This window comes from Bacillus sp. AFS012607 (assembly GCF_002558005.1).
Lineage (GTDB): Bacteria > Bacillota > Bacilli > Bacillales > Bacillaceae_G > Bacillus_A > Bacillus_A thuringiensis_S.
Genome location: NZ_NTVM01000012.1, coordinates 20,162 through 37,528 on the forward strand (window position 1 = coordinate 20,162; position 17,367 = coordinate 37,528).

Genomic DNA, 17,367 nt, shown 5'->3' on the forward strand with positions numbered 1-17,367 from the left:
AATCCTACAACTCATCCACCGTACTTCATGTGATCTTTGTAGAGTTGTTTTATTTTCATTCATTGGCATCAAAGCAAAACTTCGAAAATACTTCCCACACAAGTTCATTTCTGCTACTTACCCCAGTCTTTTCAAAAATGGATTTTAAATGATCTTGTACCGTGTATATAGATATACAAAGTTCTTGGGCTAATTCCTTTGTCGACATACCTGTAAGAATTTTACGTATTACTTGCTTCTCACGTATTGTAAAACTATAAGCTTCCATAATAAGTGGAAAAATCTCTTCCGGTCTTGCTCTTTCGAATAGAACAATATAACCACCTTGAAAACTACTTGTACGTTCTAACTTACTAGCCCGAATGATTAAAAAATGGCCATAGGCTAAAGGTAGACAAACGTTTTCTTCTCTATTCATACACCCTACATTATACTCGTTAGCCTTTACTTTCGAACAAACCGCACGTATTGGCCTTGGTATTTCTTTTATATTTAACTGTTCATGCTTTCTAAGATTTGAAAGCCACTCGCTGCCACCTTGATTCCAATATAATACACTAAAATCCTCACTTACTATAATCGTACCTGTGCCTATCACCTTCTCTTCTGAAAAAGGTATAGAAACTGTCTTCTTTAAAGCCTCTCCAGCGATTGGGACTATCGTTGCTAAGTACTTACAATCATCGATATGAAAAGCGGGACTTATACTTCCTCGAAATAAACTAAGATGGCCATAACATTTCCCCTTACTCATACAAACGCCCCTTAATTCATCTCCAAAACTTGCTGGTTTTAAAATATTTCGGTATCTAGAGCTTTTCTTTTGTTCACCATTTGTCGCCATACTTAGAGAAGCAACATGAGGAGAGTGTTCTGTTAAACATTTAAATTTATTAAAATCATCTTCTAAAAATTCATTCATAAACAATTGTGGATGAATCTTTTCAACACTCTCATCGGTAAATGCCCCAGTAGATAAAAAAGAAATTGGGTCTATAGTTGTAAAACAAGCGGCGTCAAAATCAATAACTTTACGTATCAAGTGGAGAAATGACTCTTGAAATGATCTTATAGAACTTATATGATTCGCTACCATTTTAATTTCTTTCATTGTTTTTTCATGCATCCTCTTCCCCCCCAGATTTACGGGATTGTTCCCCTTCATAATTTCATTTCATAATAAACCTATAAAACACATACTTAGGAGGTTAAAAATGAATTGGAATGATACTACCGTAAATTCATATGAACAAAGAATTCCATGTAAAATCCCAGGCTACTACCACCTATATGAAATGATGAACCATTTTTTATTTACTACACTCCCTATAAAAAACATGAATCCAAATTTACTAGTTATAGGTGCTGGTGGCGGACAAGAAATTCTCTCAATAGGCAAACAAAATAACAACTTATCTTTTACAGGGGTCGATCCATCTGAAAGCATGCTACAGTTAGCTAAAAAAAGAATTAAAAACGAAGGCATACAAAACCATGTTCATCTTGTACATGGAACTATCCATACATTATTACCAAATCAGTTATTTGACGCTGCCACCTGTATGCTCGTCCTGCACTTCATTCCAACTAATAAGGAGAAAAAAGAACTTATTAATGATATTAGTAATCGCCTAAAGCCTGGTGCGCCATTCTTTCTCGCTTCAATAAATGGTGTGCCCCATACAAGTATGTTTTCTACACAATTACATGCTTGGCGCAATCATATGATGCAAAATCAAATTCCATTAGAAGATTGGGACCGATTTGAAAATTCTTTTGAAACAGAAATATTTCCTATTTCCGAAGCTAATTTATTAACTATTATCGAGGAATGTGGCTTTACTCAAATGACTCGCTTTTTCACTAGTTTTTTAATTGATGGATACGTTGCCTTTAAACAATAAGGAAAAAAGGTAAGCAATTGCTTACCTTTTTTCCTATACGTAACTAATAAATCTCAATCCTTTACTTAAAGACGTCGGCACAACAGATGCATGATTCTCTCCTTCAGCTTCATAAAACTTAAATTTAAGTTTATCGTGGTTTACTTGGAGAAGGCGCTCTGATAATTCATTTGCACCTACAACCATATGCTCTCGTTCTAGTGACCCAACTGTAAGGAACACTCCTGTTTCAAACTTAGCATTGTTTAATTCATGTATAAGGTTCTCTTCTTTTTCAAGTACAGATTTATTATTCCACCATATAGATGGACTACTAATAAAATAATTTTGAAAAGCATTTAAGTTTGTAAATAGTATATGGAGAGCAAATAGTCCACCTAAAGAATGCCCAAATAACGTTTGCTTACCTTTATCAATCTCAAAATTCTTTTCAATTTGTGGTTTCAGTTCTTCTTCAATAAAAGTAAAGAAATTATGTGCTCCTCCTGTTTTAGGCCACGGTTTACCATCTGGTTTTAAAGGAGCATCTTTTGAAATTACGCTAGGCGTAAAATCATAGCATCTTTCTTCCCCTGAAAATGCGCCTTCAATTGGATAACCCACTCCTACTATAACAGCTGGTGAAACACCGGTTTTTTCCGCTCTTACTGATTGTATTTTAACTGCTTCATGAAATGTTTGAAAAAAGGCATTGCCATCTAATACGTAAATGACAGGATATCCTGAATCCGGTGCTGGTTGCCTCGGCTTTGAAATATGAATTTGATATTCTTTACCTTTTAATTTTGAATACATTTTCCACTGCTCTGTATTAGATGTTATAATCTGCTGTTTTTCAACTGTAGTATTCACTCTATCCCCCCCTTTTTAACTTGTTACATATATTTCGATTTTTTCTTCTTGAGATACAACGCTATCATAACCGAAACAAACAGGAGCCCCGTTATACGGATCAATCATGACACGCGCATCAATATGAAATACTTCTTTTAACACTTCATTTGTAATGATTTCTTCTGGGCTACCAGTTATAACAATTTCTCCTTCCTTCATTGCAATAATTTCATCTGAAAACCTTGCTGCATGATTAATATCATGTAATACCATAACAACCGTACAATTATGTTCTTTATTTAACTTCTCCACAATTTGTAATACATCTAATTGATGAGACATATCAAGGTATGTAGTTGGCTCATCTAATAGCAACACTTCTGTCTCTTGTGCTAATGCCATCGCTAGCCATACCTTTTGTCTTTGACCGCCCGATAAATTTGCAATTTGTCTCGTCCGAAATTCAGAAGTTTTCGTTATATCTAATGCCCAATCAATCATTTCTTTATCTTTTGTCGTTAACTTATTTACGTTATTTCGATGTGGATAGCGTCCATAAGAAATTAATTCTTCCACTTTAAGTTCACCTGGTGCAATTGGCGTTTGCGGGAGTAAAGCTAACTGCTTCGCAATTTCTTTCGTTGGAATTGTATGTAAATCTTGCCCTTGCAAATATACTTTTCCGCTTTTTTGTTTTAAAATTCTTCCCATTGTTTTTAACAATGTCGATTTACCGCAACCGTTTGGACCTATAATTGTCGTTACTTTTCCTTCTTGTATTTCCACATTTAAATCGCGAAACACTGTAAGCTTTTCATAACTTGTTTCTAAATTTTTTGCACTTAAAATACTCACTTTTATTCCTCCTCTTACGCTTTCGCCTTATAAAGTAAATATAAGAAATACGGTACACCGACAATAGAAATAACGATTCCAACTGGTAGCTCTACAGGTGTGAAAACTGTTTTCGCAATAAAGTCTGAAGCAATTACAAGAAACATTCCTATTACGCCGCACGTAGGAATTATATACTTATGTTGAATACCGACAAGTCTTTTCGCTATATGCGGTGCCATTAGTCCAATAAAACCGATACTCCCTGAAACAGCAACACATGCGCTCACAAGTCCGATACTGCTTAACAGTAAAATCGATTTCTCTCTTTCTACTGAAACACCTAAACTTGTAATACTCGTTTCTTCCAATTGAAATAAATCTAATAAATAAGCTTTCTTTTGTATAAGCGGAATTAAGATAATAAGCCATGGTAACATAGCCACAATATACTTCCAGTTTGCACTATATATACTTCCAGACACCCACACTGCAGCCATCTCGAAATCGGTTGACTTCATTTTGAGTGATAAATACATAGAGAATGCTCCAAACCCTGAACCGATTGCAATCCCTGTTAATAACAGTCGTTGCGAATCTAACTTACCGTTTTTCCAAGAAAACAAATAAATGATTAGCGCTGCACCTAATCCACCTATTAAACCAAACATAGGCATCATCATTATAGAAATCCAATCTGTGCTCTTTAGTTGCCCTTGAAAGAAAAACATAAAAATAACGATGGCTGTTCCTGCTCCGGCGTTTACGCCTAAAATACCTGGGTCTGCCAATCCATTTCTTGTAATCCCTTGAATAACGGCACCCGCAACACCAAGGCCTAATCCTACTAATCCAGCAATTACAATACGCGGAAGGCGAAACTCAAAAATAACTAAATCATGTTCTGGTACTGGATCAATTCTAAAAAGTGTTTTAAATACATCTGTAATCGTAATATCAAACGTACCATTCGTTAAACTAATGTAAATGGCACATAGTATTAAAAATACAATAATCCCCATCGTCATTCCAAAACGTTGACTTGAACTTTTAAGCATGTCTCTCTCCTCCTCTTGTACGAATTAAATAAAGGAAGAAAGGAATTCCAATTAAAGATGTTACGACTCCAATTGGCGTTTCAAATGGATAATTTACAAATCTACTTAAAACATCACATAACGCTAAGAAAACGCCACCAATAACGCCTGCACATGGCAAAATCCACTTATAATCTACCCCAATTATAAAGCGAGTAATGTGCGGAATAATTAAACCTACAAAACCAACTTTCCCCACTAAAGCAACTGCTGTTCCTGTTAAAAAGATAACTGATAAAATTGCCATCGCTTTAACTAGTTTTGTACGCTGCCCTAAATTAATAGAAACCTCTTCGCCTAATGAAAGAATGGTAATAGATTTTGATATTAACAGCGCTAAAATTATTCCAATTATCCCAAACGGTATCGTGATTTTAATGATATTAGGATCTACTTGATCTAATTTTGCATTAAACCAAAAACTAACATTTTGAGAAATTTGAAAATATGAAGCCATTGCAGCCGATACACTGCTTAAAAATGTTCCAATAACTGTCCCTATAATCGCTAACCTAACTGGTGATAAGCCATTTTGAAGGAGCGAACCAAAACCAAACACGATACCGGCTCCTAGTGCAGAACCAATCATTGAACATAAAACCATACCAATTGATGACATTCCCGGAAGAAAGATCATACAAAGTGTAATAACAAAGGCAGCGCCATCCGTCACACCCATAATAGAAGGGGATGCAAGATAGTTTCTTGTCATCCCCTGCATAAGTGCTCCTGATATGGCTAGAAATGCTCCGACTAAAAGAGCTGCAACTACCCTTGGTAAACGTGAAGTAATAATAATATTATGATTTACATCGCTTGAATCAAAATGAAATAATGCATTCCACACTGTTTCAGCATCAATACTTTTCGCCCCATACAAAATCGAAAGTATAACTGTAAATAAGATGAGTATGGGTGCTATACATAATATGGTTACTGGTACTGCATTTGTTTTCTGCATATCATTCAACGCACCTTACTTATTGTATTATTTAGATAAATTTTTCACTGCTTCTTTTAAGAATGCTGTTTTACTCCAAGCAGTACCACCTTGTGCCATTGGATCTACAACATTTACAAATACTTTCTTTTCCTTCGCAGCATTCATACTTTGCCAAATTGGATTACTTTCAATTTCTTCTAACACTTTCGGGTTTTTATTTTCACTTGCCTCATATTGTAAGAAAATATAATCTGGGTTAAGTTCAGCAAGTTTTTCAAATGAAATTTTCTCTTGTGCTTTTACAGTTTTCAATTGTTCTGGAGCAGTTAGTCCAAGATCTTTATAAATTACAGGGTTGAAGTATACTCCATCTGGATATAAGAATAATTCGTTTGCTCTTAATCTAATGACAAGTACTTTTTTATCTTTTAACTTATCTCCTAGTTTTGCTTTTGCTTTTTCAGCGTCCGAATTGTAGTCTTTAATAATTTTTTCTGCTTTATCTTTTTTACCAGTTAATTCTCCCATTAACTTTAAGTTATCTTCCCAATTTGTTGAAACGTGTGATACCGGGAATGTAGGAGCTACTTTCGTAAACTTTTCAGCTGTTTCTGCTGGGAATTTCGTACTCGATGTAATAACATCTGGTTTTAATTGTAGTAATGTTTCGAAATTTGGTTGCATTTTCTCACCAACAGATTTCGCACCTTCTAACTCTTTTTCAAGGTATTTTGGTAATTTACCACCTACAGTAATGGCACCAACTGGTTTAATTCCAAGTACCGCCGCATCTTCCATTGACTCTAAACTAGCTGTCGCAATTTTATCTACTTTTGCTGGCACTGTATATTCTTTACCTAAATATGTAATTTTTCGTTTTTCATCTTTTTTCGTTTCCGTAGCTTTTGTCTGTTGTTTTTGCTCGCCTGAAGTTTTATCCGCACTATTACATGCCGCTAAACCTACACTTAAAACTGTAACCATCCCTAAAGTAAATAATTTCTTGTTCATCTTTATATGTCTCCTCTCGAATTTTCAAACTATATTCTCAATAAAATTTAACTATATGAACCTTGTCTCAAATATATATTTCATTAGATTAATAATTTTATCCAGAACTCATTCACGTTCACTTCCCCTAGACTATAATTCTTTTACACCTTCACCACTTGATAACCGTTTCTACTGATAATGATTATCGTTACTAAGTATATATTTAATATGAAATTATTTCAAGAATGATTTGAAAAATTTTAACAAACTGAATTAAAAAAAGAAGTATCCGCCTGATTTTAGGGAGATACTTCTTTTTTTAGAAATTTATATGTAATTCAACTGGACAATGGTCTGATCCCATTACTTCACTATTAATTTTCGCTTCTGTTATTTGGTCTTTCATTCTTTCCGAAACAACAAAATAATCTAAACGCCATCCGATATTTTTCGCTCTCGCGCCCATACGATACGACCACCACGAGTATGCACCTTCTTGATCAGAATAAAGGTAACGATACGTATCAATAAATCCTTCTTCTAAAATACATGTAAATTTCTCTCGTTCCTCATCGGAGAATCCAGGGTTTTTACGATTACTTTTTGGATTTTTCAAATCGATTTCTTTATGAGCAACATTTAGGTCTCCACAAAAAATAACTGGTTTTTTCTCATCTAATCGTTTGATATAGGATCTGAAATCATCTTCCCATTTCATTCTGTAATCTAATCGTTCTAATCCACGTTTTGAATTTGGTGTATATAACGTGATCATGTAAAAATCTTCGAATTCTAATGTAATAAGTCGCCCTTCTTGATCATGCTCTTCAATTTCTAAGCCGTATGTAACAGAAAGCGGTTCTTTTTTTGTAAAAATAGCCGTTCCCGAATACCCTTTTTTCACAGCGTAATTCCAGTATGTATAATATCCCTCTAGATTTAAATCAATTTGGCCACTTTGCAATTTAATCTCTTGCAGACAAAATATATCTGCATTAGATTCTTCGAGATATTCTAAAAATCCACCCTTTGCAATAACTGCACGTAAACCATTTACATTCCATGAAATTAACTTCACTTATAGTCCTCCTCTTGATGTTCACTTTCAAAGTTCATGCTATCACAAAATAGAAAAACAATCATATGTTCATCTTTGTAATCTTGCTCTTACATTTGTAAATACGTACATACGCACTTTATTCAGGTTATACTACTTTCAGAGGTGATGTTTTTGCACAATGAAGGGTTAACATTAACGAGTGAGTATTGGCATGCAATTATTCATAATGATTCTTCCTATGATAGCAAATTCTTTTATGCTGTGAAATCAACTGGAATCTTTTGCAGGCCATCATGCAAATCAAGAATACCGAATAGAAACAATGTACGAATTTTTCATCATGCAGAACAAGCATTAAGTGAAAACTTTCGCCCGTGCAAACGTTGTAAGCCAAACGGGATCACTTTACCTAATGAAGAGTGGGTAGAACAAATTAAAGACTATATCGAAAAGCATTATGACGAATCCTTAACTCTCGACATGCTTGCGGAAATGTGTCATGGTAGCCCTTTTCATTTACAGCGTACTTTCAAAAGAATAATAGGGCTAACTCCTATAGAATATATACAACAATTCAGGGTTCTTAAAGCAACCGAATACCTTTTACACACAAATCAATCTATTAAAGAAATTAGTACTGCTGTCGGGATAGAAAACCCAGAGTATTTCGCAACTTTATTTAAAAAGAAAACCGGATTTACTCCTACTGAATATCGAAAAAAGAACGAAATGAAAGAGGGATACGATAATGAATTCCTACAAAAATAATTATATATATTGGACGCTACTTACACATAAAAATTGGCGATTTCATATTGCTGCAACTGAAAATGGACTATGTTTCATTGGATCACAAGACGAAAACTTTGAAGAATTAAATATATGGGCTAGAAAAAAACTGCCCCAACATATATTGATCCATAGTCCAGATTACTTGCAAATATATACGAAAGAAATTATCGAATATTTAGAAAGCAAGCGAGAAACTTTTACATTCCCTATCGATGCTTATGGAACTAATTTTCAATCATCTGTTTGGAATGCGGTACGTGAAATTCCTTATGGAAAGACCTATTCTTATACAGAAATTGCTGAAAGAATTCAAAAACCTAAAGCTGTGCGCGCCGTTGCTTCTGCTATTGCTGCTAACCCTCTTCTTATTACCATTCCTTGTCACCGCGTTATTGGGAAGAATGGGAAACTAACCGGATTTAGGGGTGGATTAGAAATGAAGAAAAAATTGCTTACATTAGAAAAGTTGCAGGTGGAATTCATATGACAGCAGAATATAATAGCGCATTATCTATAGCAGTTCCAAAAGAATTTTGTTTCCAAGAAAATTTACGTTATCTATCACGTTCTAACAATGAATGTATGTTCCATATTGAAGATAACAAAATTTATAAAGTTATCCCTGTTCAAGATATAAATCCTTTAGTTGAAATTAGTGTGAATACAGATGGCAATATTCAAATACTTTGTTTAGAAGAATCATTCACATCTGAAAAATCGATACGTGAAGCTGTAGCTAACTATGTAAAAGAATGGTTTGATTTAACTACTGATTTAGCCCCCTTTTATACATTAGCTAAACATGATTTACTCCTTCAAGGACCAATTGAACAATATTATGGCCTTCGTACTTTAGGTATTCCAGACTTATTTGAGGCACTTTCCTGGGGAATTATCGGTCAACAAATTAACCTAACATATGCTTATACGCTAAAAAGAAGATTAGTTGAGCAATTTGGAAGTTATGTAGAATGGGACGGTAGAAAGCATTGGATATTCCCATCACCTGAAACAATTGCAAATCTACATGTAGAAGATCTCCAACAATTAAAAATGACGACTAGAAAATGTGAATATTTAATCGGTATTGCGAAGCTTATCACAGAGGGAAAACTATCAAAAGAGGATTTACTGCAAACACAAGATGTAAAGGTTGCTGAGAAACAATTAACCGCTATCCATGGTATAGGCCCATGGACTGCCAACTATGTTTTAATGCGTTGTTTAAGATTTCCTTCAGCTTTTCCAATTGATGATGTTGGTCTGCATAATGCAATTAAATTTATAACAGGTTCCGAAAATAAACCGACTAAAAATGAAATAAAAGATTTCGCGGCAAACTGGGCTAATTGGGAGTCTTATGCGACTTTTTATTTATGGCGAGTACTATATTAAAAGAACCAAGTAGCACATTCGTACTACTTGGTTCTTTTTTAAGCTTGCTCCTCAAAACGTCTTGCAATTTCTACAATAACTTGAACGGCTTTTTCCATATTATCTACCGAAACATACTCAAATTTACCGTGATAGTTTTCACCACCAGTGAAAATATTCGGCGTCGGTAATCCCATATATGATAATTGTGATCCATCTGTGCCTCCGCGAATCGGATGAATATTTGGTTCAATGTCTAAACTTTTCATTGCTTCATATGCAATATCAACAATTTCTCTTACCGGTTCAATTTTTTCAAGCATGTTATAGTATTGATCATTCATTTCTAAGACGACTGCATCTTCACCATACTTTTCTTGCATATTCTTCACAATATTTTTAACGTTATTTTTACGTGCCTCAAAATTTTCACGATCAAAGTCTCGAACAATATAATACGCTTTACTTTGCTCAACATCACCATTTAAAGAAAGTAAATGATAGAATCCTTCATAGCCTTCTGTATATTCTGGCGCCTCTTCTACTGGTAAATGCCCATTAAACTCCATAGCCAGTTTAGTTGCATTGCGCATTTTATTTTTCGCTGTTCCAGGATGTGTATTCGTTCCGTTAAACGTTAACTTAGCACCTGCAGCATTAAAACTTTCATACTCTAAACCACCTAATGGACCTCCATCCATCGTATAAGCGAATGATGCACCAAACGCTTCTACATCAAAATGCGCTGGCCCACGACCAATTTCTTCATCCGGTGTAAATGCTACTCTTATTTTCCCGTGCTTAATTTGCGGATTATGTATTAAATGGTTCATTGCAACCATAATTTCTGTAAGACCAGCTTTATCATCTGCTCCTAGAAGTGTTGTACCATCAGTTGTAATAATGGTATGCCCTTTATATGATGGTAATTCCGGGAACTGCTCTGGTGTTAACACAACATTTAGCTCTTCATTTAACGTAATTGCATTACCATCAAAATTTTCATGAATTTGTGGCTTGACGTTTTTCCCTGTAAAGTCTGTTGCCGTATCTAAATGAGCTAAAAATCCGATTACAGGAACATCCTTGTCCGTATTAGCTGGAAGTGTTGCCATTACATAGCCATTATCATCCATCATTAATTCTGTTAACCCAATTTCTTTTAGCTCTTCCACTAATAACTTACCAAACTCAATTTGTCCTGGTGTTGTTGGTACTGTATGGCTTTCTTCATTTGATTGCGTATCAATTTTTACATATCTCGTAAATCTTTCAATAAGTTCTTGTTTCAAGTTCATTCACTCCCTTTTACGTTTCTCTCTCCATTATAATCCTTAAAACGAAATATTTTAACTTTTTTGACTGTGAAGATACATATTTCATTTACATTGTTAACATTTTTAAACGAATGATAAAAAGACATAATATTTGTACATTAAAACCGTAACAGGTAACATACATAATTATAAAATATGGGAGGTTTTAAAGATGAGGCTAACTCTCTTTCGCTATTTTCTTTTTTTCTTAGGATTAATTTTCTTTGGCCTTGGAAATGCTCTTGCGGTCAAAGTTAAATTTCTAGGCTTGCACCCTTGGGAAGTTTTAAATATGGCTCTCTACCAAAAGTTTGGATGGACCATTGGTACGTGGAGTGTCATATGTGGGTTATGTCTCGTTCTAATATCTTTACTAGTAGATCGAAAATATATAAATGTCGGTACATTTTTGAATGCACTACTTATCGGTCCCATTATGGACTTTTTCTTACAATCAAACATGCTTCCAGACGCTAGTAATTATTTATGGATAAACTTACTCATTTTATTTTCTGGTATTGCCATTACAGGTATCGGGGGAGGGATGTACGTTGCAGCTGGGATTGGCGCTGGCCCTCGTGATGGATTCATGCTTACTATTTCCGACAAAACAGGACTTTCTATTAGCCGTGCTAGAATCATAGTAGAATGTATTGTACTAGTTGTTGGATTTATGCTAGGCGGTCCTGTTTTCATCGTAACTTTTCTGTACACCTTTATTCAAAGTCCAATCTTTCAGCAATCATTTAAGATGTTTCAAACACTTTTACATACTTTACATAACAAAAAGAAAATTAGTGAACATATTTAAAGTACTGCTTAATGCAAATAAATTCACCCTATTTACGACTCCCGCCGCAAATAGGGTGTTTCTGTTTTTATCTCGCAATTTAAGAATATATAATACTACTCATTCACAATAAAAGTATATACATCATCATAAATACAACCATTTACTTTAATCACATACTTCCCAGGTTTATTAAAACTAATTGTGTATTTATTTAACTGAATTGCTTCTTTATCTCCAGAAAGAATATCAATACTTCTGCCACTTAATACATACAATTCATTTAGATCCATCGTTACATCAATTGTATTGAAATTTTCCACTTTCACTTGCTGTGCTTCCGCAACGCTTACACTTGGTTCTAAAAACAGTAGTCCACTTAATCCAATCGTCCCCGCTAAAGCAACTCCCGCAAACTTTTTAATCTGTTTCATTACAATGACCTCCTTATAGATTTTGCGTAAAGGTGATGTCCCCCTTACACCACAAAGCCTATATGTAATGAAATGAAAAGTAAACGGGGACTGTAAGACAAAATTCTACATCTTTTTCTCCTATTGAATATAAATCCAACGTTTGGAGTTTTGACACATTTAAAATTGTTTCCCTAAACCAATTCCCCCATAATTTATTCAAATACTGAATAATTACTTATTGATTTAACATTCTAAAAATAGTTGATAAAGATGCTTTCTATTCAAAAAAAGACTTTGCTATAAAAGTAACTTTTACAACAAAATCCATGCAACTAATTTTATTCCGCTTTCCATAATCTCTCTACATTCATTAATTGTTCTTCTTTAAACTCCATCTTATATATATCCGGTTTTGACGTATTCATTAAAAATTCAAAACCATATTGTTTATCAAAATAGTTCATCATTAATGTCATGACAAGCCCATGTGTACCAATTACAATTTTGCGTCCTTGAAAATCTATTAAGATTTCTTTTAATACTTTCACTACTCTTCTCTGGCAATCTGCATATGACTCTCCTTCCGTTCGTGAAAAGTCCGGATTAGAGAACATCTTCTGTACAAGTGGATACACCTCTTTGTCTGATATAACCTGACCCTCACTTGAAAACATACACTCTTTAAGATTTTCATATACTACTATTTCTTTTTCATGGAAATTAGCTGACTCCTCTATCGTTAACATAGCCCGATTATAGGGACTGGAAATAAAAGTATCAATTTTCTCCGCTTTTAATATGTCAGTTACTCTACGGGCATCCATACGTCCCTTCTCAGTTAACCCGCGCATTCTTTCATTTCCTTCTAGTTTTGGTGATTCACCATGTCTAACCATATAAATATATGTGCTCATAATTTCTCCTTAAAATTGTTTATTAGTTAATACATCACGTTCATTTATCCCATTTCAACACTTAAGTGTAATACTAAAATACTTTATAAAATGTGCTGATTTGTTCGTCTAATCCATTCTCCTACTAAACTCTCAAATAATTCAGGCTGCTCAATTTGCAAATTATGCCCTGCCATATCTAACACTGCTAATGTTGCCCTGGGATATTCTTCAATAATTTCTATAATATTTTGATAACCTACTGATATATCTTGTCTTCCAGTCAGTAAAAGAACGGGCTTTTCATATTTTTCACGCTGAAAATCCATAGTAAGAGAGTAATTCTTTTGCAACCTTTCAATAAATTCATAATTAGCAACATCTAACCCAGGCTTAATTTCTTCTTTAAATCGCGTATATGTATATTCATTTGCTATTACAGCTAACTCACAAAATTTCTCTCTTTCCGTGGAAGTAAGCGTATTTAAAAATTCCTCATCTTGTACAATTACCTGTTTATCTGGAAGAATCCTTTTTTCTGGCTCCGCTACAACAACAGGACATACTAATAGTAATCCGCTAACTCTCTCAAACATCTTTGTAAGTATACCTTTGGCTAAATAGCCTCCATATGATTCTCCTACCAATAAAAATTTTTCAGTAGAAATGATTTCCTCAATAAATGTGATAAGCACTTCTACTATACGATCTGAACTATTTATCCAATTTGGAGCGTTCGATTTCCCCATACCAGGTAAATCAATATATATTCGCTTATAACCTTCATATTTCTGAAATACTGATTCCATACATTTCATCATTAACCTATGATCAGGGGCGCAGCCATGTATGATAATGACCGGTTTACCCTCTCCCACAATTTCATAGTATATTTCTGCATCTTTAATTCGATATATCATAAAAAAACCTCCCTATTTAGTGGCAATACTATCCACTCTGTAAGAATACACGTTCTTATTCTATATCCTTTCCCTATATTTTCACAAATGTTAATTTTCAGATTTAAAATAAAAATCTCGCCTAAAAAACCCTCATCATTTTATATGCAATTTTGCATCTCCACTTACAAATCACTAAAAAAACTTTACAATTCAAAGGATGACTAAATATACAATTTCTATTTAAAATCTTGATACAGTCTATACTATCAACCACAATGTTTTTTTAACTTTAAGAATACTTACACTATTTAACACTTTCCTTATAAACATGATTTTTATAAGGAAATCTGATACAATTCTTAAATAATATTATTATGTATAGATATAACGAACATAGTACATAATTAAAGAAGGTGATTTCATTGAAATTAAATAAAAATTTACAATTATGTATATTAATTGGAACATTAATATGCTATTCAATCTATTTTATGTTTTTCTATCTGTTCCCTACTCATTTTTCAAATTCAGATGTACGCTTCGCTTCACTTATCGTTGAAGCCATTACATTTGTATCACTGATTTACTCTATATATTCTAAAAAAGTCAGTTCAAATCCGTTTTGGATATGTATTACAATAGCAATTGGTAGTTTTTTATTAGGGAAAATAGTATATACATATCAGGATAGCTTCTTCGAAATTCCAATACATCGTTTTACTGTTTCTGATGTATTTTACATGTTTTTTCTATTTTTCTGTCTTATCGCTTTCTGCTATAAAATTTTAAAGGAATGCAATAAATGGGAAAAAGCGTTCTTTATTTGTGATATATGCATAGTGCTTACTTCCATATTTACATTAGAATGGTATTTATTTAACCAACCAAGTTTAAATATATTCTCTCTTTCACTAGGAGATGTTTTCCTTTCATTTTTATACCCAATTGCAGATTTATTATTTCTGCTGCTAGGTGTTAGTCTCTTTTTCCGTCCAACAATTTTTAAATCCAAACGGAAAATTTATATCTTTATTTTTGTATTAATAAGTTCTGCAACTTTTAACTATATTTATTTTTACTTAAATAACCACTTATCAACTGAAACGATAACATTATTACGTCTTTTATATAGAATACCTATATTACTTATTGCAATAGCTGGCTCTATTCCAGAAGATCATAATAGCCATAAAAATTATTTCATTGTAAACCCTATAATAGGAAAAAAAGCTTTAGTTGTATTTCCCTATCTTGCTGTTGCAATACTAATCGGGTTTACATTAAAAGAACAAACATCATCTTCAACTCTCATTACAGGAAATTGTATTACTTTTATTTTCGTACTCATTCGTCATTCTATCGTACGTATGCAAAACAATTCCTTAACAAAACGTTTGCAGGCATTTAATGCCCAACTAGAAGAAAAAGTTACTTTACGGACGTCTGATTTAGTTCATAAATCAGAGGCTCTTTCTCAAGAACAACAAAAGTTTAAATCATTATATGAATATCATCCTGACCCTATTTTCACCATTGATTTAAATGGAATATTCTTAAATGTAAATAAGGCTGGGAGTGTACTACTTGGTGCACCAACGGATGAGTTACTAGGTGAAACTTGTTTTTCGATTATTTTAGATGAAGATAAGCATAAGCTAGCATTGGCATTAGAGAAAGTGAAACAACAAGAATCGGCATCCTTACAACTTAGTTCTCAATATAAAGATGGCTTTACTTATTTTTTATACGTTACAATCATTCCTATTATAATAGACGGACAAATTTCAGGAAGCTATATTATGGTGAAAGATATTACTGCACTAAAAAAACAGCAAGAAGAAATTAAATATTTAGCATTCCATGACACAGTAACGAAAATTGGGAACCGTGCCTTTTTTCATAAAAAATTAAAGAGAGTTATAAAAAATGCTAAAATAGCAGGAAGCGAGTTTGCATTATTATATTTAGATTTAGATCGCTTTAAAGCAATTAACGATACACTTGGACATTCGTCAGGAGATTACATATTAGAAGAAGTAGCAAAGCGATTCCAATCATGTCTTCCATCACATACTCATCTTTCAAGAATCGGTGGCGATGAATTTACAATCATAATTGAAAACTATACTGACGAAGATTACTTATTCCAATTATGTAACCAATTATTTGAATGCATGAAAAAATCATTTATCATACATGAGCATAAATTAACTTTATCACTGAGTATCGGCATCGCTATTTATCCACATTCCGGAATCGATACCGCTACACTCCTGAAAAACGCCAATGTTGCAATGTATGATGCAAAAGCAAAAGAGCTTAACTCTCTCTCTATTTATGACGATGTAATCGCTAAAAAAATTGAAAGACGATTACGATTAGAAAAAGATTTACCAAACGCACTACAAAATGAAGAATTGTTCCTTTTGTATCAACCTCAAGTTGATAGTGAATCTAATAAAATCATCGGTGCAGAAGCTTTAATTAGGTGGAATCATCCTGAATTAGGTATTATTTCTCCATACGAGTTTATTCCGATTGCAGAAGAAACACTACAAATTATTTCAATAGGAAAATGGACATTAGAGCAGGCTTGTAAGCAAATGAAACGTTGGCACGGACTCGGATATTCACATTTAAAAATAGGTGTAAATTTATCTGCTAAAGAATTTGAACAAGAGGATTTTGTAAGGTCTATTTCTTCTACTTTAACAAATACAGGTTTACCAGCAAGCTCTCTTGATCTTGAATTAACAGAGCGAATTGCAATGATGGATGAACGAGAAACATTGATAAAACTGCGTACACTAAAAAGTCTAGGGATTCACATTTCAATCGACGACTTTGGTACAGGTTATTCTTCGCTAGCCTACTTACCTTTATATCCAATTGATACATTAAAAATTCCGAGAGAATTTATTACAATGTCTGAAACATGTGATGATGGAATGGAAATTATTAAAACAATCATCACATTAGCAAATACACTAGGAATGTCTGTCATTGCTGAAGGTGTAGAAACAAAAGAGCACGTAAATTTCCTTCAAAAAAATAAATGTCAGTTTATTCAAGGTTATTATTACAGTAAGCCTATTCATATTGATGCATTTACTGAGCTATTAGAAAACGGCATTCACCCATATTACATAGCTAATTGGAATAACTAACAATAAATTTGAACAAATATAGTAAAAAGGAAAGAAGATACCTTCTTTCCTT

General features: G+C 33.5%; 17 protein-coding genes. 6 read left to right on the plus strand and 11 right to left on the minus strand.

What is annotated here, in order from left to right:
• Positions 1-55: 55 nt before the first annotated feature.
• Positions 56-1,126: a helix-turn-helix transcriptional regulator gene (locus tag CN409_RS13505; protein ID WP_097980906.1), complete on the minus strand. Its 1,071-nt coding sequence runs from the start codon at positions 1,124-1,126 to the stop codon at positions 56-58.
• Positions 1,127-1,214: 88 nt separating this feature from the next.
• Between CN409_RS13505 and CN409_RS13510 the strand changes: the two genes are divergently transcribed.
• Complete coding sequence (locus tag CN409_RS13510; RefSeq protein WP_044782941.1) at positions 1,215-1,904, plus strand: class I SAM-dependent methyltransferase; 690 nt, start codon at positions 1,215-1,217, stop codon at positions 1,902-1,904.
• Between the two features lie 33 nt (positions 1,905-1,937).
• Here the strand turns inward: CN409_RS13510 and CN409_RS13515 are convergent, their stop codons facing one another.
• The 6 genes from CN409_RS13515 to CN409_RS13545 form a co-directional block, all read right to left on the minus strand.
• Entirely contained in the window at positions 1,938-2,756 is an 819-nt protein-coding gene (locus tag CN409_RS13515) for an alpha/beta hydrolase (protein ID WP_001098706.1), read from the minus strand.
• Positions 2,757-2,771: 15 nt separating this feature from the next.
• Entirely contained in the window at positions 2,772-3,593 is an 822-nt protein-coding gene (locus CN409_RS13520) for an ABC transporter ATP-binding protein (RefSeq protein ID WP_000025762.1), read from the minus strand.
• A 14-nt stretch (positions 3,594-3,607) separates the two neighbouring features.
• The gene (locus CN409_RS13525) at positions 3,608-4,630 is read right to left on the minus strand and encodes a FecCD family ABC transporter permease (protein ID WP_000920455.1); all 1,023 of its coding nucleotides are present in this window, start codon (positions 4,628-4,630) and stop codon (positions 3,608-3,610) included.
• Complete coding sequence (locus CN409_RS13530; RefSeq protein ID WP_001173054.1) at positions 4,623-5,630, minus strand: FecCD family ABC transporter permease; 1,008 nt, start codon at positions 5,628-5,630, stop codon at positions 4,623-4,625. Before CN409_RS13530 ends, CN409_RS13525 begins: the two co-directional genes overlap by 8 nt.
• Before the next feature lie 27 nt (positions 5,631-5,657).
• Complete coding sequence (locus CN409_RS13535; RefSeq protein ID WP_001035504.1) at positions 5,658-6,623, minus strand: iron-hydroxamate ABC transporter substrate-binding protein; 966 nt, start codon at positions 6,621-6,623, stop codon at positions 5,658-5,660.
• A 301-nt stretch (positions 6,624-6,924) separates the two neighbouring features.
• Entirely contained in the window at positions 6,925-7,683 is a 759-nt protein-coding gene (locus tag CN409_RS13545; protein ID WP_000767606.1) for an exodeoxyribonuclease III, read from the minus strand.
• Positions 7,684-7,836: 153 nt separating this feature from the next.
• Here CN409_RS13545 and CN409_RS13550 point away from each other — a divergent pair, with 153 nt between their 5' ends.
• Genes CN409_RS13550 through CN409_RS13560 form a run of 3 tightly spaced genes read left to right on the plus strand, consistent with a single transcriptional unit; the run spans position 7,837 to position 9,852 of the window.
• Positions 7,837-8,433 (plus strand): bifunctional transcriptional activator/DNA repair enzyme AdaA, encoded by a 597-nt coding sequence (locus tag CN409_RS13550; RefSeq protein WP_000551298.1) that lies wholly within the window; start codon positions 7,837-7,839, stop codon positions 8,431-8,433.
• A complete protein-coding gene (locus tag CN409_RS13555) occupies positions 8,414-8,944 on the plus strand; it encodes a methylated-DNA--[protein]-cysteine S-methyltransferase (protein WP_001089834.1) in 531 nt (176 codons plus the stop codon). The genes CN409_RS13550 and CN409_RS13555 overlap by 20 nt, the downstream gene beginning before the upstream one ends.
• Positions 8,941-9,852, plus strand: coding sequence for a DNA-3-methyladenine glycosylase 2 (locus tag CN409_RS13560; RefSeq protein ID WP_000123497.1), 912 nt, complete (start codon positions 8,941-8,943; stop codon positions 9,850-9,852). The genes CN409_RS13555 and CN409_RS13560 overlap by 4 nt, the downstream gene beginning before the upstream one ends.
• Positions 9,853-9,890: 38 nt before the next feature.
• Here CN409_RS13560 and pepT read toward each other — a convergent pair whose 3' ends face one another.
• The gene (pepT, locus tag CN409_RS13565) at positions 9,891-11,123 is read right to left on the minus strand and encodes a peptidase T (RefSeq protein ID WP_097980905.1); all 1,233 of its coding nucleotides are present in this window, start codon (positions 11,121-11,123) and stop codon (positions 9,891-9,893) included.
• Between the two features lie 196 nt (positions 11,124-11,319).
• On the opposite strand from pepT, the gene CN409_RS13570 reads away from it, so the two are divergent.
• A complete protein-coding gene (locus CN409_RS13570) occupies positions 11,320-11,958 on the plus strand; it encodes a YczE/YyaS/YitT family protein (protein WP_001241258.1) in 639 nt (212 codons plus the stop codon).
• Positions 11,959-12,053: 95 nt separating this feature from the next.
• Here the strand turns inward: CN409_RS13570 and CN409_RS13575 are convergent, their stop codons facing one another.
• The 3 genes from CN409_RS13575 to CN409_RS13585 all read right to left on the minus strand — a co-directional run bounded on the left by CN409_RS13575 (position 12,054) and on the right by CN409_RS13585 (position 14,166).
• Positions 12,054-12,371, minus strand: coding sequence for a hypothetical protein (locus CN409_RS13575; RefSeq protein WP_000809494.1), 318 nt, complete (start codon positions 12,369-12,371; stop codon positions 12,054-12,056).
• A 320-nt stretch (positions 12,372-12,691) separates the two neighbouring features.
• A complete protein-coding gene (locus CN409_RS13580; protein WP_000109172.1) occupies positions 12,692-13,267 on the minus strand; it encodes a histidine phosphatase family protein in 576 nt (191 codons plus the stop codon).
• A gap of 83 nt (positions 13,268-13,350) precedes the next feature.
• On the minus strand, positions 13,351-14,166 hold the full coding sequence (locus CN409_RS13585) for an alpha/beta fold hydrolase (RefSeq protein WP_000640338.1): 816 nt from the start codon (positions 14,164-14,166) through the stop codon (positions 13,351-13,353).
• Between the two features lie 404 nt (positions 14,167-14,570).
• Between CN409_RS13585 and CN409_RS13590 the strand changes: the two genes are divergently transcribed.
• Positions 14,571-17,315 (plus strand): sensor domain-containing protein, encoded by a 2,745-nt coding sequence (locus tag CN409_RS13590; protein WP_140161780.1) that lies wholly within the window; start codon positions 14,571-14,573, stop codon positions 17,313-17,315.
• The last annotated feature ends 52 nt before the right edge of the window (positions 17,316-17,367 follow it).